This window comes from Amycolatopsis magusensis, from assembly GCF_017875555.1.
Taxonomy (GTDB): domain Bacteria; phylum Actinomycetota; class Actinomycetes; order Mycobacteriales; family Pseudonocardiaceae; genus Amycolatopsis; species Amycolatopsis magusensis.
The window spans coordinates 4,452,878-4,479,638 of the sequence record NZ_JAGGMS010000001.1; the positions used below are offsets into that span (position 1 = coordinate 4,452,878).

The 26,761-nt window shown below is 71.5% G+C and carries 22 protein-coding genes; 12 read left to right on the top strand and 10 right to left on the bottom strand.

The features are described 5' to 3' along the window. Nucleotides 1-3 precede the first annotated feature (3 nt). Nucleotides 4-1,626 carry an ABC-F family ATP-binding cassette domain-containing protein gene (locus tag JOM49_RS20010; RefSeq protein ID WP_209665790.1) on the top strand — a complete coding sequence of 541 codons (1,623 nt, stop codon included), beginning with the start codon at nucleotides 4-6 and terminating at the stop codon, nucleotides 1,624-1,626. A 346-nt stretch (nucleotides 1,627-1,972) separates the two neighbouring features. Here the strand turns inward: JOM49_RS20010 and JOM49_RS20015 are convergent, their stop codons facing one another. Genes JOM49_RS20015 through rocD form a run of 3 tightly spaced genes read right to left on the bottom strand, consistent with a single transcriptional unit; the run spans nucleotide 1,973 to nucleotide 5,390 of the window. Beyond that, the gene (locus JOM49_RS20015) at nucleotides 1,973-2,722 is read right to left on the bottom strand and encodes a GntR family transcriptional regulator (RefSeq protein ID WP_209665791.1); all 750 of its coding nucleotides are present in this window, start codon (nucleotides 2,720-2,722) and stop codon (nucleotides 1,973-1,975) included. A 52-nt stretch (nucleotides 2,723-2,774) separates the two neighbouring features. After that, nucleotides 2,775-4,139, bottom strand: coding sequence for a DUF2252 domain-containing protein (locus JOM49_RS20020; RefSeq protein WP_209665792.1), 1,365 nt, complete (start codon nucleotides 4,137-4,139; stop codon nucleotides 2,775-2,777). Between the two features lie 42 nt (nucleotides 4,140-4,181). Continuing rightward, the gene (gene rocD / locus JOM49_RS20025) at nucleotides 4,182-5,390 is read right to left on the bottom strand and encodes an ornithine--oxo-acid transaminase (protein ID WP_209665793.1); all 1,209 of its coding nucleotides are present in this window, start codon (nucleotides 5,388-5,390) and stop codon (nucleotides 4,182-4,184) included. Nucleotides 5,391-5,538: 148 nt separating this feature from the next. Between rocD and JOM49_RS20030 the strand changes: the two genes are divergently transcribed. Genes JOM49_RS20030 through JOM49_RS20040 form a run of 3 tightly spaced genes read left to right on the top strand, consistent with a single transcriptional unit; the run spans nucleotide 5,539 to nucleotide 9,452 of the window. Further along, entirely contained in the window at nucleotides 5,539-6,369 is an 831-nt protein-coding gene (locus JOM49_RS20030) for a PPK2 family polyphosphate kinase (protein WP_209665794.1), read from the top strand. A 33-nt stretch (nucleotides 6,370-6,402) separates the two neighbouring features. Then, nucleotides 6,403-8,505 (top strand): S9 family peptidase, encoded by a 2,103-nt coding sequence (locus tag JOM49_RS20035; protein WP_209665795.1) that lies wholly within the window; start codon nucleotides 6,403-6,405, stop codon nucleotides 8,503-8,505. Further along, a complete protein-coding gene (locus JOM49_RS20040; protein ID WP_209665796.1) occupies nucleotides 8,502-9,452 on the top strand; it encodes an LLM class F420-dependent oxidoreductase in 951 nt (316 codons plus the stop codon). Before JOM49_RS20035 ends, JOM49_RS20040 begins: the two co-directional genes overlap by 4 nt. Here JOM49_RS20040 and JOM49_RS20045 read toward each other — a convergent pair. Next, nucleotides 9,445-9,777, bottom strand: a complete 333-nt coding sequence (locus tag JOM49_RS20045; RefSeq protein WP_209665797.1) for a fluoride efflux transporter FluC — start codon at nucleotides 9,775-9,777, stop codon at nucleotides 9,445-9,447. The genes JOM49_RS20040 and JOM49_RS20045 overlap by 8 nt on opposite strands. Continuing rightward, nucleotides 9,774-10,145, bottom strand: coding sequence for a fluoride efflux transporter FluC (locus JOM49_RS20050; RefSeq protein ID WP_209665798.1), 372 nt, complete (start codon nucleotides 10,143-10,145; stop codon nucleotides 9,774-9,776). Before JOM49_RS20050 ends, JOM49_RS20045 begins: the two co-directional genes overlap by 4 nt. 148 nt (nucleotides 10,146-10,293) lie before the next feature. Here JOM49_RS20050 and JOM49_RS20055 point away from each other — a divergent pair, with 148 nt between their 5' ends. The 4 genes from JOM49_RS20055 to JOM49_RS20070 all read left to right on the top strand — a co-directional run bounded on the left by JOM49_RS20055 (nucleotide 10,294) and on the right by JOM49_RS20070 (nucleotide 16,116). Beyond that, complete coding sequence (locus JOM49_RS20055) at nucleotides 10,294-11,736, top strand: pyridoxal phosphate-dependent decarboxylase family protein (RefSeq protein WP_209665799.1); 1,443 nt, start codon at nucleotides 10,294-10,296, stop codon at nucleotides 11,734-11,736. Next, on the top strand, nucleotides 11,733-13,007 hold the full coding sequence (locus tag JOM49_RS20060; RefSeq protein WP_209665800.1) for a lysine N(6)-hydroxylase/L-ornithine N(5)-oxygenase family protein: 1,275 nt from the start codon (nucleotides 11,733-11,735) through the stop codon (nucleotides 13,005-13,007). The genes JOM49_RS20055 and JOM49_RS20060 overlap by 4 nt, the downstream gene beginning before the upstream one ends. A gap of 89 nt (nucleotides 13,008-13,096) precedes the next feature. Then, on the top strand, nucleotides 13,097-14,833 hold the full coding sequence (locus JOM49_RS20065; RefSeq protein ID WP_209671394.1) for an IucA/IucC family protein: 1,737 nt from the start codon (nucleotides 13,097-13,099) through the stop codon (nucleotides 14,831-14,833). Further along, complete coding sequence (locus JOM49_RS20070) at nucleotides 14,830-16,116, top strand: type I glutamate--ammonia ligase (protein ID WP_308158800.1); 1,287 nt, start codon at nucleotides 14,830-14,832, stop codon at nucleotides 16,114-16,116. Before JOM49_RS20065 ends, JOM49_RS20070 begins: the two co-directional genes overlap by 4 nt. On the opposite strand, the gene JOM49_RS20075 is transcribed toward JOM49_RS20070, so the two are convergent. Together JOM49_RS20075 and JOM49_RS20080 are read right to left on the bottom strand one after the other, a co-directional pair. Next, nucleotides 16,076-17,314, bottom strand: a complete 1,239-nt coding sequence (locus JOM49_RS20075; protein ID WP_209665802.1) for a glycosyltransferase 87 family protein — start codon at nucleotides 17,312-17,314, stop codon at nucleotides 16,076-16,078. The genes JOM49_RS20070 and JOM49_RS20075 overlap by 41 nt on opposite strands. 33 nt (nucleotides 17,315-17,347) lie before the next feature. After that, the gene (locus JOM49_RS20080; protein ID WP_209665803.1) at nucleotides 17,348-18,325 is read right to left on the bottom strand and encodes a GlxA family transcriptional regulator; all 978 of its coding nucleotides are present in this window, start codon (nucleotides 18,323-18,325) and stop codon (nucleotides 17,348-17,350) included. A gap of 96 nt (nucleotides 18,326-18,421) precedes the next feature. Here JOM49_RS20080 and JOM49_RS20085 point away from each other — a divergent pair, with 96 nt between their 5' ends. The 3 genes from JOM49_RS20085 (at nucleotide 18,422) to JOM49_RS20095 (ending at nucleotide 21,697) form a co-directional block, all read left to right on the top strand. Then, nucleotides 18,422-19,117: a DJ-1/PfpI family protein gene (locus tag JOM49_RS20085; RefSeq protein ID WP_209665804.1), complete on the top strand. Its 696-nt coding sequence runs from the start codon at nucleotides 18,422-18,424 to the stop codon at nucleotides 19,115-19,117. A gap of 46 nt (nucleotides 19,118-19,163) precedes the next feature. Then, the gene (locus tag JOM49_RS43050; protein ID WP_245369387.1) at nucleotides 19,164-20,531 is read left to right on the top strand and encodes a glycosyl hydrolase family 18 protein; all 1,368 of its coding nucleotides are present in this window, start codon (nucleotides 19,164-19,166) and stop codon (nucleotides 20,529-20,531) included. A gap of 188 nt (nucleotides 20,532-20,719) precedes the next feature. Continuing rightward, entirely contained in the window at nucleotides 20,720-21,697 is a 978-nt protein-coding gene (locus JOM49_RS20095) for a PQQ-dependent sugar dehydrogenase (RefSeq protein WP_209665805.1), read from the top strand. A gap of 52 nt (nucleotides 21,698-21,749) precedes the next feature. Here JOM49_RS20095 and JOM49_RS20100 read toward each other — a convergent pair whose 3' ends face one another. Next, a complete protein-coding gene (locus JOM49_RS20100; protein WP_209665806.1) occupies nucleotides 21,750-22,508 on the bottom strand; it encodes a D-Ala-D-Ala carboxypeptidase family metallohydrolase in 759 nt (252 codons plus the stop codon). A gap of 304 nt (nucleotides 22,509-22,812) precedes the next feature. On the opposite strand from JOM49_RS20100, the gene JOM49_RS20105 reads away from it, so the two are divergent. Next, nucleotides 22,813-24,201 (top strand): alpha/beta hydrolase domain-containing protein, encoded by a 1,389-nt coding sequence (locus JOM49_RS20105; protein WP_209665807.1) that lies wholly within the window; start codon nucleotides 22,813-22,815, stop codon nucleotides 24,199-24,201. A gap of 7 nt (nucleotides 24,202-24,208) precedes the next feature. On the opposite strand, the gene hpaD is transcribed toward JOM49_RS20105, so the two are convergent. Continuing rightward, nucleotides 24,209-25,252: a 3,4-dihydroxyphenylacetate 2,3-dioxygenase gene (hpaD, locus tag JOM49_RS20110; protein ID WP_209665808.1), complete on the bottom strand. Its 1,044-nt coding sequence runs from the start codon at nucleotides 25,250-25,252 to the stop codon at nucleotides 24,209-24,211. Then, nucleotides 25,249-26,760 carry a 5-carboxymethyl-2-hydroxymuconate semialdehyde dehydrogenase gene (gene hpaE, locus JOM49_RS20115; protein ID WP_209665809.1) on the bottom strand — a complete coding sequence of 504 codons (1,512 nt, stop codon included), beginning with the start codon at nucleotides 26,758-26,760 and terminating at the stop codon, nucleotides 25,249-25,251. The genes hpaD and hpaE overlap by 4 nt, the downstream gene beginning before the upstream one ends. Nucleotide 26,761 lies beyond the last annotated feature (1 nt).

The following is a 26,761-nucleotide window of genomic DNA, read 5'->3' on the forward strand; positions in this document are numbered from 1 at the left end:
CGGGTGGCCCATCTCGAAGCGAGCGCGTTGTCCTACCGGCTCGACGACGGCAGGCAGCTGTTCGAAGACGTGTCGTTCCGGGTCGGCTCGGAGCAGGTGACCGCGCTGGTGGGGGACAACGGCGCGGGCAAGACCACGCTGCTGCGCCTGCTCGGCGGCGAGCTGACCCCGCTCTCCGGCGCGGTGCAGGTGCAGGGCGGGCTCGCGGTGATGCCGCAGTTCATCGGCTCGGTGCGTGACGAGCGCACGGTCCGCGACCTGCTGCTCGCGGTCGCGCCGGTGCCGTTGCGCGAGGCCGCCGCCGAACTGGACGCGGTCGAACTGCTGCTGATGGACACCGACGACGAGACCACCCAGATGCGGTACGCCGAAGCGCTCTCGGCGTGGGGCGAAGCGGGCGGCTACGCGATCGAGGTCCTGTGGGACACGGTGACCGTCGCCGCGCTCGGGGTGCCGTTCGACCGCGCGCGGTTCCGCGAGGTGCGCACGCTGTCCGGCGGTGAGCAGAAACGCCTGGTGCTGGAGGCGCTGCTGCGTGGCCCGGAGCAGGTGCTGCTGCTCGACGAGCCGGACAACTACCTCGACGTGCCGGGGAAGCGCTGGCTGGAGGGGCGTCTCGCCGAGACCGGTAAGGCGGTGCTGCTGGTCAGCCACGACCGGGAACTGCTGGCCGCGGCCGCCACGCACATCGTCACCCTGGAGGGTGGCACAACCTGGGTGCACGGCGGCGGGTTCGGCCGCTGGCACGAAGCCCGGCAGGCGCGCGGGGAGCGGATGGCCGAGCTGCGGCGGCGCTGGGACGACAAGCACGAGCAGCTGATCGAGCTGGTGCGTTCGCTGCAGCGCGCGGCGACGATGAGCGACGAGATGGCGTCGCGCTACCGGGCCGCGCAGACCCGGCTCCGGAAGTTCGAGGAGGCCGGCGCGCCGCCGCTGCCGCCGAAGGAGCAGAAGGTCAAGCCGCGGCTGAGCGGCGGGCGGACCGGGCTGCGCGCGATCACCTGTACGGAATTGGAGTTGACCGGCCTGATGCGGCCGTTCGACCTGGAGGTGTTCTTCGGCGACCGGGTGTGCGTGCTGGGGTCGAACGGTTCGGGCAAGAGCCACTTCCTGCGGCTGCTCGGCGGGGACGACTCGGTGGGGCACACCGGGGTCTGCCGGTTGGGCGCGCGGGTGGTGCCCGGGCTGTTCGCCCAGACGCACCAGCACCCGGAATGGCTCGGGCGGACGCTGGTCGACCTGCTGTGGCGCGGCGACGACACGCGGCGGAGCGTGGACCGCGGCACGGCGATGGCCGCGCTGAGCCGCTACGGCCTCGCCGCCGCCGGTGACCAGCGCTTCGAGACGTTGTCGGGCGGGCAGCAGGCGCGGTTCCAGGTGCTGCTGCTCGAACTGAGCGGCGCCACGTTGCTGCTGCTCGACGAACCCACCGACAACCTGGACTTGATCTCGGCCGAGGCGCTGCAGGACGCGCTCACGGAGTTCACCGGCACGGTCGTCGCGGTCACGCACGACCGCTGGTTCGCGCGCTCGTTCGACCGGTTCGTCCTCTTCGCGGCCTCCGGCGAGGTCAGCGAGGTCGACGAACCAGTGTGGACCGAAGGCCGCGTCGACCGAGTCCGCTGAGTGTGCGGTTCACCTGCCCGAACGTGAGTTTCGGCTTCCTGAACGTGAGGTTCGGCTTCCTGAGTGTGGGACTCGCGGACGCGGCGATCCGGGCGAGTCCCACCTTCAGGAAGCCGAACCCCACACTCGGGAAGCCGAGTTACACACTCGGGCAGTCGAACACCACACTCGGGAAGCTGAAGCTCACACTCGAGGCCCCGAGCCAGCCGCGGCGGCGAGGCCTCGAATGCTATGAGTGGGGCATTCCCAGCGTTGAATGCAAGTAATGCCCCACTCATAGCAATGGCGCGGGGGGATGGGGGCGAGTTGTGGAGTAGGCCACTTGGCGGTAGAGTGGCATAGTCCACTATGAGAGCGGGTATGGATGGAGCAGTTTCCAGACTTCGGCGGGGAAGACCGACTCGTCGAAGCGGAACGCGTCGCCGTCGGTGTCGAAGACCGCCAGGTGTTGCTCCAGGACGGCCGAGGTGCCCGGCAGCTGCAGCCGTTTGCGCTCGGCGGGCGTGGCGAGTCGGGCGCGGACTTGGTCGCGGCCGAACGCGGGCCGTCTGCCGGTGCTCGTGCTGACGTATTCGTCCACGGCGGCCGGGGGCAGGTCCTTGTCCAGCAGGTCCGGCGCCCGCGCGGCGGTCTCCGTGCCGAACCACGAGGTCCGCAGTTCCGACGGCGTGCCACCGGACTCGGTGACCAGGACCTGGCGGCGCAGCCCGCGGCTGCCGGCGTGGCTGCCGAACACGTCCGCCACGTGCGGTGGCACGACGGTTTCCTCCGCGACCAGCACCACCAGCCCGGCTTCGGCCGGGAAGCTGACGTCGAGCGTGCGCGGCATCGCGAACCGGTTGCCGTGGCCGCCGGGCAGGTCGGCGCGGACGTAGGTGCCCGAGCCGTGCCTGCTCTCGACGTAGCCCTGGTGTCGCAGCAGGCGCAACGCGTCGGCCGCGGTCGGGCGCGCGACGCCCCACTCGCGCACGAGCTGCTGCTCCGAGGGCGCGCTCGCCCCGGGCTCCAGCTCGCCGGAGACGATCCGGGCCCGGATGCTGTTCGCGATCTGGTGGTACTTCGGCGTCGCGTCCCCGCTGGATCCCTCGTTCTCCATACACTTCCGTGTCGCTCGGTGGCCTAGGGCACCCGCACCTTAGCAGTGGGGCTCAGTCGTCTGTTTCGATCTCGGCTGCGACGCGGCCGGACTCGACCGCGGCCACGAGTTCGGCGTGGTCGGCTTCGGTCTGGTCGGCGTAGCGCACGGCGTACCGGCCCACGGCCTCATCCATGTCCTCGTCCTCGTCGAAGTACCCGGCGAGCAGCCGCGGATCGATGGAGCGCACGTGCGCGCGGGCCAGCAGCGCGCCCGCCAGCCGCCCGTAGTCGTCGAGGTGGTTGCCCTTGAGGGCGGTCGGGTCGATGTCGCCCTTCATGTTGCGGAACTGACGCACGATGTAGGCGCGACCCTCGATCGTGGTCCAGCCCAGCAGGATGTCGGTCTCGGCCTGCACCAGCCGGGCGCCGTGCACGATCCGCTGTCCCTCGTGCTCGGCGGGCGGGCAGTCCAGGTACGGCTCCAGCGACGAGGGACGGGCCTCCTTGACCTGCAGCACCAGCGATTCGTCGGTGTTGCCGCGCAGCAGCGCGACATAGCTGCGCAGCCCGACGCTGCCGGTGCCCACCACGCGGAAAGCCACATCCGAGACGCCGAAGCGGGTGATCAGGTTCCGCCGCGACTCCCGCAGCGTGTCCACATAGGACACCAGTCCGCCGGTGACCGCCTCGGCCGTCGCGTCGTCGACCCGGGTCAGCACCGGCGGCTCCTCGATGAACCGGTTCTCCCGCGTCCACTTCGCCACCACCTTGGCGCTGGTGTTCTTGCGTGCCTTGGCCGCGGCCTCGGCGAAGTCGTCGATCAGCTCGTCGGCCTTGACCCGGCTCAGCGCGGCCGCGTTGGGCAGCGCGTTCCACGACCGCATGAACGGCAGCTCGGCCAGGCTCCGCACGGTCCGCCGGTAGGACTTCACCACGTCCTCGGCGGCTTCGAGGCACTTCGACGCCGACACCCCGCCTTCGCGCCCGGCCAGCACGAGGCTGGTGGCCAGCCGCTTGACGTCCCACTCCCACGGGCCGGGCACGGTCTCGTCGAAGTCGTTGATGTCCATCACGATCTCGCCGTCCGGCGTGCCGTACAGCCCGAAGTTCGCCGCGTGCGCGTCACCGCAGATCTGCGCGAGCAGGCCGCTCTTCGGCGCGTCCGCGAGGTCGGCGGCCATCAGCCCGGCGGCGCCGCGGAAGAAGGAGAACGGCGACGAGACCATCCGGCCCATGCGCAGCGGCACCAGCGACGGCAGCCGCCCGGCGTTGCTGGCTTCGATGAACTCCAGCACGCCGGGCCGCCGCGGGCCGGTCGCCTCGTGGTCGTGCGCGGCGGGCGGGGCCGCCTCGCGCAGCGCCTTGCCCTGGGCGCGGACCGCCGCCGGGTCCTGGACCTCCCGCAGTTCCGCCGCCTCGCGCCGTCCGCTGACCATGGCCTGCTCCCTCCAGCTGTGACTGCGGGGAGCTAACCAGAGTCAGCGCGCGCCGATGACCTCGGCCAGCGCTTCGACCCCGCGGTCCAGTTCGTCCTGGTCGATCACCAGCGGCGGTGCCAGCCGCAGCGTGTGGTCGTGGGTTTCCTTGCACAGCACGCCGAGCCCGGCGAGCGCCTGCGAGGCCTCGCGGCCGGTCGGGCCGCCGGGCGCGATGTCCACCCCGGCCCACAGGCCGCGCCCGCGCACCGCGGACAGGCCGTTGCCGACCAGCTTCGCCAGCCGCTCGTGCAGGTGCGCGCCCAGTTCGGCGGAGCGCTGCTGGAACTCGCCGGTGGCGAGCAGCCGGACCACCGCGCGCCCGACCGCGCAGGCGAGCGGGTTGCCGCCGAAGGTCGAGCCGTGCTCACCCGGGCGCAGCACGCCGAGCACGGCACGCGAGCCGACCACCGCGGACACCGGCAGGATGCCGCCGCCGAGGGCCTTGCCGAGCGTGTACACGTCGGCGTGGACGTTCTCGTGCTCCAGCGCGAGCAGCTTGCCGGTGCGCGCCAGGCCGGACTGGATCTCGTCCGCGATCAGCAGCGAACCCGACTCGTCGCACAGCCGCCGCGCCTCGGCGAGGTAGCCCTCGGGCGGCACGATCACGCCCGCCTCGCCCTGGATCGGCTCGAGCAGGACCGCGGCGGTCCGCGGGCCGATGGCGGCACGCAGCGCGTCGGCGTCGCCGTAGGGCACGGTGACGAAGCCGGGGGTGAACGGGCCGAAGTCGGCCCGCGCGGTCTCGTCGGTGGAGAAGGAGACGATGGTGGTGGTGCGGCCGTGGAAGTTCGACCCGGCCACCACGATCTCCGCCTGCCCGTCCGGCACGCCCTTGACCTGGTAGGCCCACTTGCGCGCGAGCTTGACCGCGGACTCGACCGCCTCGGCGCCGGAGTTCATCGGCAGCACCATCTCGGTGCCGGTCAGCTCGGCCAGTTCGCGGCAGAACAGGCCCAGCTGGTCGTGGTGGAAGGCCCGCGAGGTCAGCGTGACCCGGTTCAGCTGCTCGGTGGCCGCGGCGACCAGTGCCGGGTGCCGGTGCCCGAAGTTGAGCGCGGAGTAACCGGCGAGGAAGTCGAGGTAGCGCTTACCCTCGACGTCGGTGACCCAGGCGCCTTCACCTTCGGCGATGACCACGGGCAGGGGGTGGTAGTTGTGCGTGCCCCAGTGCTCGTCGAGGGCCACGTATTCGGCGGCGGAGGTCGTCATGCGATCAGGTTAGGTCCTCCCTGACGAACCTTCATCCGGAAATCATTGCTTTAACCCGGTGTTCGTTGCGCAATTCGCCGCTCTCGGCCACGAATCGTTGTGGGGGACGCGTGCTGCGGGCGGGCGGCCGGTGTTCTACTGTCGCCGGATGACGGTGCGTGACGCGTTTCGGGTGGTCCTGGGCTCCGGCGTCGAGCTGCCGGACCCGCGTGACCGCCCGGTCGGACCGGGCAAGAAGGCCAAGGCGCGCGACGAGCTGCCCGAACTCGGGTCCGAGCTCGACGAGCTGCAGGAGCGGCTCTTCGCCGAGGACGGTCGCAGCCTGCTACTGGTGCTGCAGGGCATGGACACCTCCGGCAAGGGCGGCACGGTCCGCCACGTGCTCGGCATGGTGAACCCGCAGGGCGTCCGGTACCAGGCGTTCAAGAAGCCGACCCCGGCCGAGCGGCGGCAGCACTTCCTGTGGCGGGTGCGCAAGGTGCTGCCCGCCGCCGGGCAGATCGGCGTCTTCGACCGCTCGCACTACGAGGACGTGCTGGTGCCGCGGGTGCTCGGGCAGCTCGGCGGGGCGAAACTGGCGCAGCGGTACGAGGAGATCAACGCCTTCGAGCGCGAGCTGACCGACGCCGGGACGACGATCGTCAAGGTGTTCCTGCACATCTCCCCGGAGGAGCAGCTCGAACGGCTGCGCGGTCGCCTGAACGACCCCGCCAAGCGCTGGAAGTACACCCCGGACGACCTCGAGGCCCGCGGGCGCTGGCACGACTACCAGCAGGCCTACCACGGCGTGTTGAAGGAGACATCGACCGCCGTCGCGCCCTGGTACGTGGTGCCCGCCGACCGCAAGTGGTACCGGAACTGGGCGGTCGCCGGGCTGCTGCTGGAAACCCTGCGCGAGATGGCGCCGGTCTACCCCGACCCCGGCTACGACGTGGCGGCCCAGCTGGCCGCGCTGGACGCGGCGAAAGCGCTGCCGTAGCCATTTGGTGGCGCGTCTGTCAGAGTGCTGCCCGTGAGTGACGACGTCTCCTTTCTCCGGAAGCAGGCCCGCACCCAGCGGTTCACCCTGGGCGCGCCCAAGGATTTCCGGATCTCGCCGGACGGCGGCCGGGTGCTGTTCCTGCGGGCCGAATCCGGGGTCGACCGGCGGAACAGCCTGTGGAACCTCGACCTGGGCACCGGCACCGAGACCAAGGTGGTCGACGCCGCTCAGCTGCTGCCGGGCGAGGAGGACCTGCCACCCGAGGAGCGGGCGCGCCGCGAGCGCAGCCGCGAGACCTCCGGCGGCGTGGTCGGGTACGCGGTCGACGCCGCGTTCCGGCTGGCCACGTTCAGCCTCTCCGGCAAGCTGTACACCGTCGACCTGAGCTCCGGGGAGATCACCACGCTGGTGGACACCGCGGTGATCGACCCGCGGCCGAACCCGGCGGGCACCCACGTGGCCTACGTGCGGGACCGGCGGCTGCGGGTGCTCGAACTCGCCACCGGCGAGGACCGCCTGCTGGTCGACGAGCCCGGCGAGCACCTCGCCTGGGGGCTCGCCGAGTTCATCGCGGCCGAGGAGATGGGCCGCGCCCGCGGGTACTGGTGGTCACCCGAGGGGGACCGGCTGCTCGTGGAACGCAGCGACGGCGCTTCGGTGCCGCGCTGGAACATCGCCGACCCCGCGCACCCGGAGGCCGGCGTGCACACCGTGGCCTACCCGGCCGCCGGTTCGGCCAATGTGGACGTCTCGCTGTCGATCATCGGGCTGGACGGCAGCCGGGTGGACGTCGAACGCGGTGACTGGGAGTACCTGGCCTCGGTGCACTGGTCGGCGGGCGGCCCGCCGCTGATCGCGGTGCAGCCGCGGGACCAGCGGCGGCTGGAGATCCGCTCGGTGGACGTGCGCGACGGCTCCACCTTCCTGCTGCACGCCGAGACCGACGAGCACTGGGTCGAGCTGGTCCCGGGGTCACCGGCGTGGACGGCGGACGGGAAGCTGGTGCGCGTCGGCGTCTCCGAGGACACCTACCGACTGTTCGTGGACAACCGGCCGGTCACCGAAGCGGGCTTGCAGGTGCGCTCGGTGCTCCACGCCGGTGACGAGGTGCTGTTCAGCGCTTCGGCCGAGGACCCGACGCAGATCCACGTCTACCGCACCGGCGGCGACGGCGTGCAGCGGCTGTCCCTTTCGGACGGCGTGCACATCGGGGCCGGTTCGGCGGCGGTCACCGTGCTCTCCTCGTGGAGCCTGGAGCACAGCGGCCCCGAGGTGACCGTGCTGGCGGACGCGAAGCCGGTGGCCAAGGTGGTCTCGTCCACAGTGGACCCCGGGCTGGAGCCGAACCTGACCTGGCTGACGCTGGGCGAGCGCGGCCTGCGCGCGGCGCTGCTGCTGCCCACCGGGTACCGGCCCGAGCAGGGCAAGCTGCCGGTGCTGCTCGACCCCTACGGCGGTCCGCACGCGCAGCGGGTGCTGCAGAGCCGCAACGCCTTCCTGAACCCGCAGTGGCTGGCGGACCAGGGGTTCGCCGTGCTGGTCGCCGACGGGCGCGGCACGCCGGGCCGCGGTCCGGCGTGGGAGAAGGAGATCTCCCGCGAGCTGGCCGAAGTCACGCTGGCCGACCAGGTGGACGCGCTGCTCGCGGCCGCGGCCGGGCACCCCGCGCTGGACCTCGGCCGGGTCGGCATCCGCGGCTGGTCCTACGGCGGCTACCTCTCCGCGCTGGCGGTGCTCCGGCGCCCGGACGTGTTCCACGCGGCGGTCGCGGGCGCGCCGGTCACCGACTGGTCCCTGTACGACACGCACTACACCGAGCGCTACCTGGGCACGCCGCAGGCCGACGCCGACTGCTACGAGCGGAACTCGCTGATCGCCGGCGCCGGGGACCTGCGGCGCGCGCTGCTGCTGGTGCACGGCCTGGCGGACGACAACGTGTTCGTGGCGCACACGCTGAGGTTGTCCTCGGCGCTGCTGGCGGCGGGGCGGGCGCACACGTTCCTGCCGCTGGCCGGCGCGACGCACATGACCCCGCAGACCGAGACCGTCGCCGAGAACCTGCTGCGGCTGCAGGTCGACTGGCTGCACCGGGAACTGGAAGCACACCGGACTACGGAAGGAAAGACCGCGTGAACCGCTGGGGCATCACGATCCCGTTCACCGGGGTCCCGCTGGCCGCGCACCGGGAACTGGTGCAGGAGCTGCCCGATCTCGGCTACACCGACGCCTGGTCCGCCGAGACCGCGGGCACCGACGCGTTCTCGCCGTTGCTGCTGGCTTCGCAGTGGGCGCCTTCGCTGCGCCTGGGCACCGCGATCGTGCCGGTGTACACCCGGGGTCCCGGCCTGCTCGCGATGAGCGCGGCGACGCTGGCCGAATGCGCGCCGGGGCGGTTCGTGCTCGGCATCGGCACCTCGTCACCGGTGATCGTCGAAGGCTGGAACGCCACCGAGTTCGCCGAACCGTTCGCGAAGACGCGGGACACGCTGCGCTTCCTGCGTGCCGCGCTGGCGGGGGAGAAGGTCACCGAGAAGTACCCGACCTTCTCGGTGAGCAAGTTCCGGCTGGAGCGCATCCCGGACCCGGCGCCGCCGATCATGCTGGCGGCGCTGCGCCCCGGCATGCTCAAGCTGGCCGCCAAGGAGGCGGACGGCGCCATCACGAACTGGCTGGCGCCGACCGACGTGCCGAAGGTGCGTGAGGTGCTCGGCCAGGAGCCGGAACTCGCCGCGCGGATCTTCGTCTGCCCCACCGAGGACGCCGAGGCCGCGCGCGGGCTCGGGCGGCTGCTGATCAGCAGCTACCTGACCGTGCCGGTGTACGCGAAGTTCCACGACTGGCTGGGCCGCGAGGAGATCCTCGCGCCGATGCACCGGGCGTGGGCGGCGGGCGATCGCAAGGCGGCGAACGAGGCCATCCCGGACGAGGTGGTCGACGACCTGATCGTGCACGGCAGCCCCGAGGCCTGCCGAGAGCGCGTCCAGTCCTATGTGGACAACGGGCTGACCACCCCGGTGATCGCCCTGCTGCCCACCGGCGGCGACCCGTTCGAGCAGGTGCGGGCCCTGCGGCCTAACTGACCGCGAGCAGGGTGAACGTGGCCGCGCCGAAGCCGGCGGTGAAGGTCGCGGCCACGTACGCCACCGCCCGCGCCCGATGTCCCCTGGCGAACAGGTCGACCGTTTCGTACCCGAAGGTGGAGTACGTGGTCAGCGCGCCACACAGGCCGGTGCCGAGCAGGGCCTGCGTGGCGCCGGTGGTCCCGGCCAGGAAACCGAGCAGCGCCGAACCGGCCACGTTCACCGCGAAAGTGCCCCACGGGAAGCGCGCGTTGAGGGCACGGCCGACGAGGTAACGCAGCACCGCGCCGATCGCGCCACCGAGCGCGACGAGGAGCGCCGTCACTTTTCGCCCTTTCGGGTGGCCAGGCGGATACCGGCGACCACCGCCGCGAGACAGACGGTGAGTGTCACGAAGGTGTAAGCGACGGCGGGCCAGGGATTCCCCGTTTGGACCGCTCGCAACGCATCGAGCACGGCGGTGGAGTACGTGGTGTAGCCGCCGAGCACGCCGGTGCCGAGGAACGCCCGCAGCAGCACCCGATCGGTGGACGCGTACAGCGCGCCGATGAGCAGGCAGCCGGTCGCGTTGACGAACATTGTGGACACCGCGAAACCGCCCGGCGGGTGCGGAAAAGCCGCGGAAAGGCCGAATCGGGCAAGGCTGCCGAGTGCGCCACCGGCGGCGATCGCCCCCAGTACCGGGAACCGCACGTGCTCACCTCCGGGGCGAACTTACCCCGGCGAGCGGGAGGTAGACCGGATGGCGGAACCGCCGCGCGCCCGGCCACCCACATGATGGGTCGGTGGACGGAGGTCCGTACCCTTGTTCAGGGTAGGCATACCTTACCGAGGAGGACGTGTGGCGAACTCGCGCGGGGAACCGGCACTGGCCGGGGGGACGGCCGGGCACGAGCGGCTGGCCGAACTGATTCCCTTCGCGCTCAGGGGTTTCGCGCGGGGTGCGGCCGAACGGAACGGGCCCGCCCCCAGTGGTGGTCCCGCCGCGGTGGCCGCCGAACTGGCGGCCGTGCTCCCGGCCGGTTCGGTGCCCGCCGAAGGGGTGGGGGCCGAACGCGCCCTCACCGACCTGACCGCGTTGCTCGCCGCGGGTTCGGTGGATCCGGCGGATCCCTGGTGTGCCGCGCACCTGCACTGCCCGCCGCTGGCCGTCTCGGTGGCCGCGGACGTGGTGGCCGCCGCGCTGAACCCGTCGATGGATTCGTGGGACCAGGCGCCGGTGGCCAGTGAGCTGGAACGGGAGTTCACCGGGGCGCTGGCGCGGGTGTGCTTCCCTGACGAGACTGCCCCCGACGCCGTGGTGACCAGCGGCGGTACCGAATCGAACCTGCTCGGGCTGCTGCTCGCGCGGGAGCACGCGCCGGGCCGCCGGGTGGTTCCGGTCTGCGGGACGAACGCGCACCACAGCGTGGCGCGCGCGGCGTGGGTGCTTGGCCTGCCCGCGCCCGTGGTGGTCGCCTGCGACGGCGACCGGCTCCGGCCCGACGCGCTCGCCGAGGCGCTGGCCGCGCTCACCGAACCCGCCGTGGTGGTGGCGACCGCGGGCACCACGAACACCGGCGAGATCGATCCGCTGGCCGAGATCGCGGTGGTGTGCCGGGCCGCGGGCGCGCAACTGCACGTCGACGCCGCGTATGGCGGGATGGCCCTGTTCAGCCCGGCGCACGCCGAACTGCTGGCCGGGCTCTCCGAGGCGGATTCGGTCGCGCTGGACATGCACAAGTTCGGCTGGCAGCCGGTCGCGGCCGGGCTGCTCGCCTGCCGCGACGCCACCCGGCTCGAAGCGCTGAACGTGCGGGCCGAGTACCTCAACGCCGACGACGACACCGAAGCCGGGCTGCCGGACCTGCTCGGCCGCTCGATCCGGACCTCGCGGCGGCCCGACGCCTTCCGCATGGCGGTCACCTTCCACGCGCTGGGCCACCGGGAACTCGGGCGGCTGGTCGCGCACTGCTGCGACACCGCGACCGAGGTGGCCGAGGACGTGGCCGCCGATCCCGGGCTGCGGTTGTGGGCCGCGCCGTCACTGTCCACTGTGCTCTTCCGGCCGCGGGTCTCCGACGAGGTGGTGGTGCGGATCCGGCGGACCCTGCTGGAGGCGGGCACCGCGGTGCTCGGCCGCGCCACCATGCCCACCGGTCCCGGCGGCGCCGACCAGGTGTGGCTCAAGCTGACCCTGCTCAACCCCGCGGCCACCGCGGCGGACTACCGGCCGTTGCTGGACCTGGTGGGGCGGACGGCCGCGGAGATGGCCGCCGCCGGAGAGGAGCGGGTCCTTTCGTGAACCGGCCGGTGGACCTGGCGGGCGTCGGGATCGGCCCGTTCAACCTGTCGCTGGCCGCGCTGGCCGCCCGGGTGCCGGACCTCGAGGCGGTCTTCTTCGACCGCAGGCCCGAATTCCGCTGGCACCCCGGGCTCCTCATCGAAGGCACCACGCTGCAGGTGCCGTTCCTCGCCGACCTGGTCTCGCTCGCCGACCCGACCAGCGAACTGTCCTTTCTGAACTACCTGCGCGCCAAGGACCGGCTCTTCCCGTTCTACTTCTCCGAGCGCTTCCACATCCCGCGGGCGGAGTACGACGACTACTGCCGCTGGGCCAGCGAGCGGCTGCCGTCGTGCCGGTTCGGGCGTACGGTGGCGGACGTGCGCTGGAACACCGGGGAGCAGGCCTTCTCGCTGTCGTTCGAGGAGGGGGAGCCGGTGCTGGCCCGCAACGTCGTGCTCGGCGTGGGCACGTCGCCGCGGGTGCCGGAAGCGTTGCGGCAGCTGGTCGACGATCCCGGCGTGCTCGCCGTCCATTCGGCGGGCTACCTGGACGCGCGGGAGGAACTGCTCGCCGCGCGCTCGGTCACCGTGCTCGGCTCCGGGCAGTCCGGCGCCGAGGTGTTCCTGGACCTGCTGCGGGCCCGGCCGCACGGGCTGCGCTGGCTCAGCCGGACCCGCTCGTTCGCGCCGATGGAGTACTCGAAACTGGGGCTCGAGCAGTTCACCCCGGACTACACGGACTACTTCCACGGCCTGCCCGAGCCGGTCCGCGATCGGCTCGTCCCGTCGCAGTGGCAGCTGTACAAGGGCATCGACGCCGAGACGATCGCCGCCATCCACGACGAGTTGTACGAGCTGAGCATCGGTGGTGCCTGGCCGTCGGTGACGCTCACGCCCGGCGTCGAGGTGGTCGGCGCCGAGTACTCGGACGGCGGTATCGAACTCCGGGTGCGGCACCCCGAACAGGGCTCGGCCGCGACCGTCCACACCGGAGCGGTGGTCGCCGCGACCGGCTACACCGAGACGCTGGCCCCGTTCACCGGCGACTGCGCCCGCGACGGCAGCGGCCGCCCGGTGATCGGCCGGGACCACCGGCTGGCGCTGCCGCCCGAGGTCACCGGCTCGCTGTTCGTGCAGAACGCCGAACGCCACACCCACGGCGTCGGCGCGCCGGACCTCGGCCTGGCGGCCTGGCGCTCGGCGCGCATCCTCAACGCGATCAGCGGGCGTACGGTCTACCCGTTGCCGGAACGCACCGCGTTCACCACGTTCGGACTGGAGGGCTCGTGACCGAGACAGCGCAGGTTTCCCTGGCCACCGACGACCCGGCGGACACCGCCGCGGCGTGGCGGGCGGCCGGTGCGCTCATCGTGCACAAGATGCTGGGGGAGCTGTCCTACGAGGGCCTGCTGCGGCCCGAACCCGCCGACCCGGCCGAATCCGACGCCGGCCACCGCGGCTGGGTGCTGACGCTGCCGGAGGTGCGCTACGAGTTCCGCGCGCGGCGAGGGGCGTTCGACGCGTGGACCGTGCAGACGGGTAGCGCGGTGCGCATCGCGGAGCAGTCCGCGCCCGCGGACGATCCCCGGATCCTGGTCGTGGACGCCAGGGCGGCGCTCGGCCTGAGCGGCCTCCGCCTGGCGGACGTGCTGGCCGAGCTGACCTCCACGGTGGCCAACGAAGCGGCCCGCCTGGCGAACGCGCCGACCGCGACCACGCTGTCCACAATGGACTACGACCTGGCGGACGGGCACCTGACCGGCCACCCGCGGCTGGTGCTGAACAAGGGCCGCGTCGGTTTCTCGGCGGCCGACCGGGAGCGGTACTCCCCGGAGTCCGGCGCCGACGTGATGCTGCGCTGGTTCGCCGTGCACCGCGACCACGCCGAGTTCCGCTGCGTCGGCGAACTCAGCGAGGAACGCCTGCTGGCCGAGGAACTCGACCACGACCTGCGGGCCGAGTTCACCGAAAAAGTGGCGGTCCACGGCGATCCGGCGGACTACCTCTGGGTGCCGGTGCACCCGTGGCAGGCCGACGAGATCATCGGCACGCTCTACGCGGCCGAGCTGAGCACCGGGGTGCTGATCGACCTCGGGCCGGGCCACGACCACTACCGTCCACACCAGACGGTCCGGACACTGGCGAACGTGGGCAGGCCCGGCCGCCGCGACGTGAAGACGGCCGTCTCGGTGCGCAACACGCTGGTCTACCGCGGCCTGAACTCGGCGGCCACGCTGGCCGGTCCGGCGATCACCGCCTGGCTGAAGCAGGTCAGCGCCGCCGATCCGATGCTGACCGAGGAGTACCGGTTCGAGCTGCTGGGTGAGGTCGCCAGCGTTTCGGTCCGGCACCCGTTGTTCGGCGCGCTGGACGAACTGCCGTACCGGTTCCACGAAACGCTCGGGGCGCTGTGGCGGGAGCCGCTGCGCGAGCGCGTCGGCGAGGGCGAGCACGCGCTGTCCTTCGCCGCGCTGCCGTATCGCGGGCCGGACGGCGAGTCGGTGCTCGCTGCCCTGATCCGGCGCTCCGGCCTGCCGGCGGAACAGTGGTGCGCCAAGGTGTTCGACCTGCTGCTGACCCCGCTGCTGCAGTGGTTGCTGCGCTACGGCGTGGGCTTCTGCCCGCACGGCCAGAATCTGGTCCTGATCGTCGACCAGGACGGCGTGCCGCTGCGTGTGGCGATCAAGGATTTCGCGCAGGGCGTGGACCTGCTCGACGAGGACGTCGACGTGTACGCCCAGCTCGCGCCGGAAGCGGCCGAGGAGATGCTGCGCTGGCCCGCGCACCTGCTCGCCCAGTCGCTGTTCAGCTCGGTGTTCTCCGGCCAGTTCCGGTTCTGGGCCGAGGTGCTGCTGGACGAGCTCGCGCTGCCGCGTACCCGGTTCTGGGAGCTGGTGCGCGAGGTGGTCAACCGGTTCCGCGAGGCGAATCCGGACCTGGCGGCGCGTTTCGACGCGTGCTCGCTGTTCGCGCCGGACGTCGAGCGGGTCACGCTGAACCGTGAACACCTCGCCGGTGGCGGGTTCGACAAGGTGGAGCGGGACGACGAGTTCGACGTGCGGTGGGGCCGGGCGCCGAACCCGCTGCACGGTCCCGATCCGGCCGGCGCCTGGTGATCGGCGCGCCCCGGCCGGTCGGGCCGCGCAGCCTGGCCGAACGGCGGGCCGCCGCGTCGGTGCCGGACGGCCTCGGCGAGGTGCCCCGGGTGCTGCTGCTGGTGCCGGACCCGCACGCCCGGTTCGCCGCGGTCGAGCTGGACGGCCGGTTCGTCGCCGAGGAGGTGCTGGCCAACGGCTACGGCGTCTGCTCGTACGTCTTCGTCTGGGACGTCCACCGCGCTGTACCGTCCACTTTGGACGAGTCGCTGCGCCGGTACGCCGACCGCTTCGGCGATCTGCGGATGCGCCCGGACCTGGCGACGCTGACGCCGGTTCCCGGTGCGCTCGCGGTGGTCTGCGATGTCGAATGGCCGGACGGGTCGCCGGTGGAGATCGCGCCGCGGACCGTGCTCACCCGGCAGCTGGCGGCGCTGGAGGAACGCGGGCTGGTGCCGTCGGTCGGCATCGAGCACGAGGTCACCTTCCGCGGTCCGGATGGCGAACCGCTGACCGAGCACCCCGTCGACTACGCGCTCGGCGGCACCGAACGCCTGCGGCCGGTGCTCACCTCGGCCGCCGAACTGCTGGCCGGGCTCGGGGTCGAGTCCGCGCGGGCCGAATGCCACCCGGGACAGTACGAGATCGTGCTGCGTCACCGGGACGCGCTGGCGGCGTGCGATGACGCGCTGCTGCAACATTTCCTGATCCGGCAGGCCGCCGCCGAACACGGGGTCACGGCCGGTTACCTGGCCGCCGAGGAGCCCGGGCAGGGCAGCTCCGGGCACGTGCACCTGTCCTTGTCCACTGTGGACGGGCGGCCGAACCGGCTGGACGCGTTCCTCGCGGGGGTGCTGCGGGAAGCCAGGGCGCTCACGCCGATCTGGGCGCCGACCTGGAACAGCTACGTCCGGTTGCGCACGGGACCGTTCTCCCCGCGCGTGCTGCGCTGGGGCACCGACGACCGGACGGCGTCGATCCGCGTGGCCGGTGGGGACGACAACCCACGCCTGGAGTTCCGCTTCGCCGGAGCCGACGCGCAACCGCACCTGGTGGTCGCGGCGTTGATCGCGGCGGGCATCACCGGGCTCGACGAGAACCTGGAGCCACCACCGGAAGGGGAGAATTGCGGCGAACTGGCGGGCTCCCCGTGGGAGGCCCTGGCCGAGTTCACCGAGACCGGGGCGCGGTTGCTCGGCCCGGAGGTCGCCGCTCAGCAGATTTCCTTGCTGCGCGCGGAAATCGATGCCGGGCTGAGCGCGGTCAGCGATTGGCAGCGCGATCGAGCGCGTCTGCGTGCCTGAGCCCGGTGAGCGCGGGCAACGCCAGGCAGAGCAGGAACGCCACCGCCAGCATGAGGTAGATGTTCCCGGCGAGCTGCTGGCCGGTGGTCCACAGCAGTTCCTTGTCGCCGTAACCGGGCAGTTCGTGGAACGGCGCGACGATGAAGGCGACCGTGGTGAGCAGCGCGGCGGTGAACCAGCCGATCGCGGTGAGCGAGCTTTCGGCCACCCGGCGCACCACGTAGGCGAGCATCACCACCAGCGCGGGCACCACCCAGACCCAGTGGTGGGACCAGGAAGTCGGCGACACGAGCAGCGCCAGCGCGGCGTTGGCCATCAGCGCCGGGGCCGGGTCGGAGCGCCGCATGGCCACGATCGTCACCCCGAGCAGCACCAGCCCGAGCACGATCCACCACACCGTGACGTCGGCGGGGGACAGGCCGAACCGCGCGAGCGCGGCCTCGATCGCCTGGTTGGTGCGAAACGGTGAGCCGCTGACCTCGGCGAGCCCGTCGGAGCCACCGGTCCAGAACTTCACCGAACCGGCGAAGTCGACCACGAAACCCACCGCGGTGGCGGCCACGCCGGTCAGCGCGGCCACGAGCGCCGCCCGGTAGTCCTTGCGCAGCAGGAAGTACAGCACGAACGCGGCGGGCGTGAGCTTGACCGCGGCGGCGAGGCCGACCCCGATCCCGCGCGGCCACCAGGCCTTCGGCGCCAGGCAGTCGACCGCGACCAGGCCCATCAGCAGCAGGTTGACCTGGCCGAAGGAGAAGGTGTCGCCGACCGGCTCGAGGTAGGTGCTCAGCGGCGTGACCAGCGCGGCGATCATGATCGCGCCACGCGGGCCGCCCGCGGGCCACACGTGCCTGCCCACCACGTAGACCGTGGCCGCGATGGCCGCGAAGTTGGCCAGCACCAGCAACGTGTTCGCGGTGTACCAGGGCAGCGCGGCGAAGGGCAGCAAGGCGAGCAGCGCGAAGGGCGGGTAGATGAACGGGAGCGGGTTGCCGATCTGCGTTTCCGGCATCACGCCGTAGATGTCGCGATCCTCACGCCAGGCGGTGAACCCGTTGCGGTAGACCTCGAGGTCGATCTGCCAGTATCCGGCGCTCTCCACCAGCGGCCAGAGGGTGAACCACGCGCCGGCGAGACCGAGCAGCACCGCCACCCAGAAGAACTTCAGCACCACCGGTTTCCGTGGCTCCGTGCTCGACACCCTGCGCCCCCTCTGCCGGATTGCGCTGTGAGTCTAGGCGAGCGCCTGCTGTCCGCCCCGGTGCAGGCGGCGGTAGGCCGAAGGCGGGGTGTCGTAGTGGTCCAGGAAGCTTTGGCGCAGGGACTCCGTGGAGCCGAAACCGCAGCGGCGGGCCACAGCGGACAGTGGCAGGTCGGTGGTGGAAAGCAGTTGGGCCGCGGTCTCGGTGCGCACGCGGCGGACGTGCTTGCCGGGTGTGGTGCCGAGGTGGGTGTCGAACAGCCGGGACAGCTGGCGGGCGCTCAGCCCGGCCCGCGCGGCGAGCGCCGGGGTGCCGAGGTCGGTGTCGAGGTGGCTGGCGATGTGGGCGGTCAGGTCCCGGACCACGTGGTGTTCCGGCGCAGGTGCGGTGAGGAACATGCTGACCTGCGCCTGGTTGCCCGGCCGTTGCAGGTAGGCGACCAGGTGGCGGGCGATCTGCCGGGACAGCGACGGGCCGTGGTCCTGCTCGACCAGCGCCAGCGCGAGGTCCAGCCCGCTGGTCACCCCGGCGGAGGTGTAGACCTCGCCGTCGCGGACGTACAGCGGCGCCGGGTCGACCTCGATGTCGGGGAACTGCGCGGCGAGGCGGGGTGCGTCGGCCCAGTGCGTGGTGCAGCGGCGGCCGGTCAGCAGCCCGGCCGCGGCGAGCAGGGTGGCGCCGGTGCACACCGACGCGACCCGCCTGCTGGCCTTGGCGAGGCGGCGGAGCTGCGCGAGCACCCGCCCGTCCGCGGCGGCGGACAGGTGCCCGAGCCCGCCGGCCACCACCAGCGTGTCCAGCGGCCCGGTCACCTGGTCCAGGCGGACCTCGGGGGTGAGCGTGATCCCGGACTGGCAGCGGATCGGCCTGCCGTCGAGCCCGCCGAGCCGGATCTCGTACGCGGGCTTCGAGCGCAGGCGGTTGGCCGCGTCGAACACGTCGGACGGGCAGGCGATGTCGAGCAGCTCCGCCTGGGGGAAGGCCGCGATGAGGATCTGCCGGGGCGCCATGGCGCGACCCTAGCAGCGGATGTCTTACCGACACGGTTCGCAGGATTACGGACATCGGCCGCCGCCGGGCCCGTCGTGGTGGCCATGGTGGGCGGCATGACTGAACCGAAGACGATCGCGTTCGTGCTGTACCCGGGGCTGACCCTGCTGGACCTGGTGGGGCCGCTGCAGGTGTTCACCGGGCTGGCCGGGATTTCGCCGGGGTACCGGGTGGTCGTGGTGGGGCAGGATCGCGAGGTGACCGAGACGGACACGCCGCTGTCGGTGCGGCCGAGCCACACCTTCGCCGACGTGCCCTCGCCCGAGATCGTGGTGGTGCCAGGGGGCCTGGCGCCGACCTGGCGGGCGGCGGCCGACGAGCGGCTGCTGGCCTACCTGCGGCAGGCGGCCGAGCACGCGGAGGTGGTGGCGTCGGTGTGCACCGGCTCGCTGATCCTCGGCGCGGCCGGGCTGCTGGAGGGGCGCAAGGCGAACACGCACTGGAGTCACCGCCACTTCCTGGCGGAGTTCGGCGCCGAGCCGGTGGGGGACCGGTGGGTCGAGGACGGCAAGTTCCTCACCGCCGCCGGCGTGGCCGCGGGCATCGACATGGCGCTGCACCTGGTGGGGAGGATGGCGGGGGACGACATCGCGCGCGGGGTGCAGTTCGGGATCGAGTACGACCCGGAACCGCCGCTCGGCCCGCTGGACTGGGACCAGGCGCCGCACGAGTTGTTCGCGGCCTACACCGCCGCGGGTATGCGCGAGGGATTGACCGGGACGGCTCTGGCCGAGCGCTTCCTCCGGGAGTAAGGTCTAGACCATCCCGCCGCCGCAGGGATCCGAAGGGAACTCGTCCATGCCTTCAACCTCTCCCCGGCGACGGTGGGGCGCGGCGGCACTGGCCGCCGCGACGGTCGCCACCGGCCTGTCGGTCGCTGTCGCAGCCGCGCCCGCGGCCGGCGCCACGGTGCTGCCGAACGGATTCCGGAGCGTCGGCTATATGCCGTCGTGGTCCGGGAACGTCAACAGCATCCAGTACGGCAAGCTGACCCACATCAACTACGCCTTCGTGCTGCCGAATGCGAACGGCACGCTGCAGGCCGTGCCCGATCCCGGCAAGCTGTCCTCGCTGGTCTCGCAGGGGCACAACAACGGCGTCAAGGTCTCGCTGGCGATCGGTGGCTGGAACGACGGGAACGACTCGGCGTTCGAGGCGCTCGCGGCGAATTCGGGCAGCCGCACCACGTTCGTCAACAGCGTGGTCAGCGTGGTGAACCAGTACAACCTCGACGGGGTCGACATCGACTGGGAGTACCCGGATCCGGGCACCTCGGGGAACAATTTCACCGCGTTGATGCAGCAGCTGAGCACCGCCATGCACAGCCGGGGCAAGCTGCTGACCGCGGCGGTGGTTTCCGGTGGTGGCACCGCGAACGGGGTGCAGCCCGCGGTGTTCGGGTACGTGGACTGGCTCAACATCATGGCCTACGACGGCGGCAGCCCGCACGCGAACTACGACTGGTCGATCGCGTCGGCGAACGAATGGAAGGGCCGGGGGCTGCCCGCCGCGAAAACCGTGCTGGGCGTGCCGTTCTACAGCCGTCCCGGGTACCTGACCTACGCGCAGCTGGTGGCGATGGACCCGGCGAACGCCAACCGCGACTGCGTCACCGCCAACGGCGCGCAGCAGTGCTACAACGGCATCCCGACGATCAAGCGGAAGACGCAGTGGGCGATGGCGAACGCCGGCGGCATGATGAACTGGGAGCTGTCGCAGGACACGACCGGGAGCACCTCGCTGGTCAGCGCCATCTACGAGACCGCGATGGGTGGTTCGGGCGGCGGCAAGACCGGGGCGATCACCGGTTTCGGCGGCAAGTGCGCCGACGTGGCCGGTGGTGCGACCACCAACGGCACGGCGGTCCAGTTGTGGACCTGCAACGGCAGCCCGGCCCAGCAGTGGACGGTGGGGGACGGCACCCTCCGCGCACTGGGGAAGTGCCTCGACGTGGCGAGCGCGGGCACGGCGAACGGCACCCCGGTGCAGCTGTGGGACTGCAACGGCACGGGTGCCCAGACGTGGCAGACCTCGGGCGGCGCCCTGCGCAACCCGGCTTCGGGCCGCTGCCTGGACGCCACCGGTCCCAGCTCGAACGATGGCACGCGACTGCAGATCTGGGACTGCGCGGGCTCGGGCAACCAGTCGTGGCAGGTGCCCGCTTAGGACTCACGTAGGGACAGGCGACACGAATGTGGCTTTGGGGGCGGAATCGGCCCCCAAAGCCACATTTGTGTCCGTGGACGGACGGATGGCCACATAGCCCGAATGGTGGTGTGCGATTAACCATCTATGCTGGTTCGATTCACGGCACCGCCGCCGGATGTCATCGGTCACTGCAGAAGGAGCAGTCCATGTCCCTGCGCCGCCGTTTCGCCGCGGCCACTTCGGTGGTCGCGCTCGCCGGTCTGCTGTCCCCGACCGCCACCGCCGAAGTCGGGCCGATGGCGATCAAACAGGTCGCCGGTGGGCTGAACCAAGCCTGGGCGGTCGACTTCCTGCCCGACGGCACGCCGCTGTTCACCCAGCGCAACGCCAAGTCCATCAGCCGGATCTCCGGCGGCGCGGTCGAGGAGGTGCAGACCATTCCGGAGGCCGTGGTGACCGCGGAGGGCGGCCTGCTCGGCCTGGCCGTGTCCCCGGACTACGCCACCGACCAGACCGTCTTCGTCTACTACACCTCGGCGTCGGACAACCGGATCGCCAAGCTCACCCTCGGTTCCGCGCCCACCCCGATCGTCACCGGCATCCCCCGTGGCAGCCAGTACCACCACGGCGGGCGGCTGCGGTTCGGGCCGGACGGGTACCTCTACGCCGGGACCGGCGACGGCCAGACCGGGGAGAACGCGCAGAACGACAGTTCACTCGGCGGCAAGGTGCTCCGGGTCGACAAATCGGGAAACGCCGCGCCGGACAACCCCGGCGGTCGCAAGTGGATCTCCAAGGGGCACCGCAACGTGCAGGGGCTCACCTGGGCGGGCAGCGACCTGTACATCGCCGACATCGGCCCGAGTGACGTCGACGAGCTGAACAGGATCACGCCGGGTGGCAACTACGGCTGGCCCACCTGCTCGGGCCCGTGCGACAACCCGGCCTTCGTGAACCCGGTGAAGACCTGGCCCACGTCCACCGCGACGCCGAGCGGGCTGGCCTACTACAAGAACAGTCTGTACATGGCTTCGCTCAAGGGCGGGACGTTCAAACTGAACACCGCGGGCGAAGGCGGCAAGCTCTACACCGAACTGGGCCGCACCCGCGACGAGGTCGCCGGGCCGGACGGGCAGCTCTGGGTGGTCACCCCGAGCGCCATCTACACCGCCGACGGTTCCTGACTGCTCGGTGAGGTGAGCGTGCCGCCCGGCGACGGGCGGCACGCTCAGCCGATCAGATCCCGCAGGTCGGTGCCGACCAGAACTGGCCGGACCGGTGCGCCACGTGGGTGTGGTCGTTGTGGCCGGGGTAGCCCGGCCCGAGGATCTCGCTGAATCCGTGGTTGCGCGCCTGCTTGGCCAGCCCGCAGAAGCCCTGCGAACCCGCCCCCAGGTCCACGGCGTCGCCGTAGAGGTGCCTGCTGCCGGTCGCGCCGCCGACCGCGTTGTTGCACGCGACGCTGCGGAAGCCGCCGTTGACCACGATGCCCTTGTCGCCCATGGCGTGCCGCATCGCCTGCAGCTTCCACATCGAGACCAGCGCGTTGGCCTTGGCCGTCGCGGCGGAGACGTTGCCGCCGGACCAGTCGGAGTTGCAGTTGTTCAGTTCGTCGTAGCTGAAGTTGACCGGCGTGCAGTCGTTGTCCTGCAGTTCGTAGATCTTGGTGAAGGTGGCGGGACCGGCGATGCCGTCCGCGCCGAGCCCGTAGGCCTGCTGGAACCGCGTCACCGCGGCCTTGGTACCGGCGCCGAACTGGCCGTCGATGGCCAGCACGCCGCCGTAGCCCGGGTAGCCGGCCACCCGGATCTGCAACTGCCGCACGTCGTCGCCGGACGCGCCCTGGGACAGCGTGCGCCCCCAGGTGTAGCAGGCGTCCGCGGCGGACATGTCCTCCGCGGTGACCGGCCCCGGATCGGCGACCGCCGGAGCGGCCAGTGTGGTGCCGAGGCCGGCCAGCAGGGCCAGCATCGGCAGGGCGAGACGGAATCTCATAGTCAAGCAACACCTTTCATGGCAGGGAAGGTGACGCCGCAGCGTGTCGATGTCACGCACATCCTGTCAATGAATCACCAGGCAAAGACCTGGTTCGGCCGAGAATGACCGCCCGTCCGGCTCACGACGAAAGGATCTTGACAGCGCACCCCTGCGATACCCCTGTGCGGATTGGCACCCGCGCACGAAAGCCCGCGGCGAAATCCGTCCCGTGGTCACAGAGCGCGTCGCCGCGTGTTGTGCCGGTGACGAACGCGCTGTGATACTTCGCGCCCGTTCCCAGCAGCACACCTCGGGAGGCGGAATGAAACGCGCACGAGCCCTGCTTTTGGCCACCACGCTGGCGATCTGCCTGATCCCCGTGGCACCGGCGTCGGCGGCGCCCGCGCCTGTGGTGCAACCGGTGCCCGCCGGGGCTGGGCACGGTCACGCGGTCAGCGGCGCGGAAGGCATCGTCGACCTCGTCCGGCTCGGCTACACCGAAAGCGAGTACCTGCTCTCCGGCGCGGCGGAGACCTACGCCCAGGACGGCGCCTGGACCTCCGACGGGGTCTGGAAGACGAAGGTGTCGAGCACCGGGAACCCGTACACCACCAGGATGATCGTGCAGCGGCCCGCCGATCCGGCCCGGTTCAACGGCACCGTGGTGGTGGAGTGGCTGAACGTCAGCTTCGGGGTCGACATCCCGGTCGACCTCTCCCAGTCCTACGAATACCTCGCCAGGGAGGGGTACGCCTACGTCGGCCTGACCGCGCAGCAGGTGGGCGCGGACAAGCTGACCGAACTGGACCCCGCGCGGTACCCGGGCGTCTCGATCAGCGACGACGCGCTGTCCTACGACATCCTGACCCAGGCCGCCAGCGCGGTCCGCGCGCACCCGGAGCTCGTCGGCGGCCGGGCGCCGGAAGTCGTGCTCGCCAGCGGCCACTCCCAGTCGGCGACGCGGCTGACCACCTACGCCAACGCCGTCCAGCCGCGCAGCAAAGCCTTCGATGGTTTCCTCGTGCACGGCCGGGCCGGTGGCGCGGCACCGATCGCGGATGGGCTGCCACCGGTCAACACCCGCGTCCGGACCGACCTCCCGGTGCCGGTTTTCGTGCTGCAGGCCGAAACGGACGTGATCCTGTCCGCGTCGGTGCGCCAGGACACGGAGAAGGTCCGCACCTGGGAGGTGGCCGGCACCGGCCACGCCGACCAGTACGGACTGGACCTCTACAACGCGGCCAACGCCAGGGACAAGGGCATCAACGGCGGCGCGCCGACCTACTGCGACAAGCCGGTCAACGGCATGACCTTCCGGTACGCGCAGAACGCCGCCTACGACCACCTCCACCGCTGGGCCAGGACCGGTTCCGCGCCGCCGACGGCCCCGCCGATCGACATGCTGCTCGGCCTGATCATCCGGCGTGACGCCGACCAGAACGCCCTCGGCGGCATCCGGCTGCCGGACTTCGAGGCGCCGATCGCCACCTACAGCCCGCACAACACCGGCGGCAACGTGCCGGGCGCGTGCTTGATCCTGGGCACCACGACCCCGTTCGCGCCGCCGCGGCTCGTGCAGCTCTACCCGGACCACGCCACCTACGTCGCCGAGTTCACCGCGGCGGCGGACAAGGCACGGGACGCGGGCTACCTGCTCCCGGAGGACCACGCCGAAGCGGTCGCCAGGGCGCAGGCAGCCAAGGTCCCCTGAACGAGGCCTACACCTGCTGGCCGAGTTTGAAGCCTTCCTGGGCGGCGGTGTAGGAGAAGCCGTCCGCGCCGATGGTCACGTCCGCTTCGCGGGCTTCGGCGCGGGCGTGCAGTTCCTGTGGCCGGCCGTCGAGGTCGAGGACGGTGGAGGCGTCGGCGTACCAGCTCGGCACCACCGGGTTGCCCCACCAGTCGCGGCGCTGGTTGTCGTGCACGTCCCAGGAGATCACCGGGTTGTCCGGGTCGCCGGTGTAGTAGTCGTGCGTGTAGATCTCGATGCGGTGCCCGTCCGGATCGCGCAGGTAGAGGTAGAACGCGTTCGACACCCCGTGACGGCCGGGGCCGCGTTCGATCATGCCCGGCTGCCGCAGCGCTCCGAGGTGGTCGCAGAGGTGCAGGATCTGGCTGCGCTCGTGGGTGGCGAAGGCGATGTGGTGCAGGCGCGGGCCGTCGCCGCCGGTCAGCGCCACGTCGTGCACCGTCGGCTTGCGGAACATCCAGGCCGCGTACACGGTGCCGTCGTCGTCCTTGATGTCCTCGGACACCCGGAACCCGAGTCCTTCGTAGTACCGGCGCGCGGCGGACACGTCCGGGGTGGACACGTTGAAGTGGTCCAATCTGGACAGTGCGCCCGCGCCGTGCACGTCGTAGCGCTGGGTGAACCGCTCGGTGTGCTCGGCGTGGTGGAAGAACTCGACCGGGAAGCCGAGCGGGTCCTGCACCCGGACCGCCTCCCCGATGCCGCGGGTGGCGCCCGCCGGACGCCGTTCCACCCGCACGCCCAGTTCCCGGTAGTACGCCTCGGCGAGCGCGAGATCCGCTTCGGATCGCACGCGGTAGGCGAGCACGGCCACCGCGGGCACCGGACCCTTGCGCAGGACCAGTGAATGGTGCAGGTACTCCTCGAAGGCGCGCAGGTAGATGGCTTCCTCGTCCTCGTGGGTGACCAGCAGGCCGAGCACGTCCACGTAGAACGCGCGGGAAGCGGCCAGGTCGGTGACGACGAATTCGGCGTAGGCGCAGCGGAGCACGTCCGGCGGGGTGGTGGTCATGACTGTCCCTTCTGGACGGAACCGAAGCGGGCGGTGTGCACCGGGCCGAGCGAAACGTGGATCGCCTGCTGGTCGGTGTAGAAGTCGAGCGAGCGGTAACCGCCCTCGTGCCCCAGCCCGGAGGCCTTGACCCCGCCGAACGGGGTGCGCAGGTCGCGGACGTTGTGCGAGTTCAGCCAGACCATGCCCGCCTCCACCGACTGCGCGAAGGTGTGCCCCCTGGTCAGGTCCGAGGTCCAGATGTAGGCCGCGAGGCCGTATTTGACGTCGTTGGCCAGCGCGAGTGCCTCGGCGTCGGAGTCGAACGGGGTGATCGCCACCACCGGCCCGAAGATCTCCTCCTGGAAGATCCGCGCGGTCGGCGGTACATCGGCGAACACCGTGGGGGCCACGTAGTTCCCGGTGTCCAAACCGGACGGACGGCCACCGCCGGCCAGCAGCCTGCCCTCGGACTTGCCGAGTTCGACGTAGCCCATGACCTTCTCGTAGTGCTCGGGGTGCACCAGCGCGCCGACCTCGGTCGCCGGGTCGTGCGGGTCGCCGACCACGATGTTGCGCGCCCGGTCGGCGTACCGCTGGCAGAACTCGTCGTAGATCGCGCGCTCGACCAGGATGCGGCTGCCCGCGGTGCAGCGCTCCCCGTTCAGCGAGAACACCCCGAACAGGGTGGAGTCGATGGCGGCTTCGAGGTCGGCGTCGGCGAACACCACCGCGGGCGACTTGCCGCCCAGTTCCATCGACATGCCCTTGAGCGAGGCCGCGCAGTTGCGGTAGATCAGCTGCCCGGTGGTGGTCTCGCCGGTGAACGAGATCAGCGGCACGCCGGGGTGCTTGACCAGCGCGTCACCCGCTTCCTCGCCGAAACCGTTGACGAGGTTGAACACCCCGTCCGGCAGGCCGGCGTCGCGGAAGATCCCGGCCCACAGGCTGGCCGAGAGCGGGGTGAACTCCGCGGGCTTGAGCACCACCGTGCAGCCGGAAGCCAGTGCGGGCGCGAGCTTCCAGCTCTCCAGCATGAACGGCGTGTTCCACGGCGTGATCAGCCCGGCGACGCCGATCGGCTTGCGGTGCACGTAGTTCACCTGCCGCCCCGGCACGCGGTAGGTGTCGTCGGCCTGGGCCACGACGAGGTCGGCGAAGAAGCGGAAGTTCTCCGCCGCGCGCTGCGCCTGCCCGAGTGCCTGCGTGATCGGCAGGCCGGTGTCGAAGGTCTCGAGCTCGGCCAGCCGCTTGTCCTGTGCCTCCACCGCGTCGGCGATCTTGTTCAGCACGCGGGCCCGCGCCCGCGGCAGCAGGCCCGGCCACGGGCCTTCGGTGAACGCCCGGCGCGCGGCGGCGACGGCCCGGTCGACGTCCTCGGCCTGACCGGCGGCGGCGGTCACGTAGGTCTGGTTGGACACCGGGTCGAGCACGTCGAAGGTCTTGCCGGAGACGCTGTCGACCAGTTCGCCGCCGATGTAGTGCTGGATCTTCGACGGCAGGTCTTCGGGAACGTGGTGCTCGGCCATG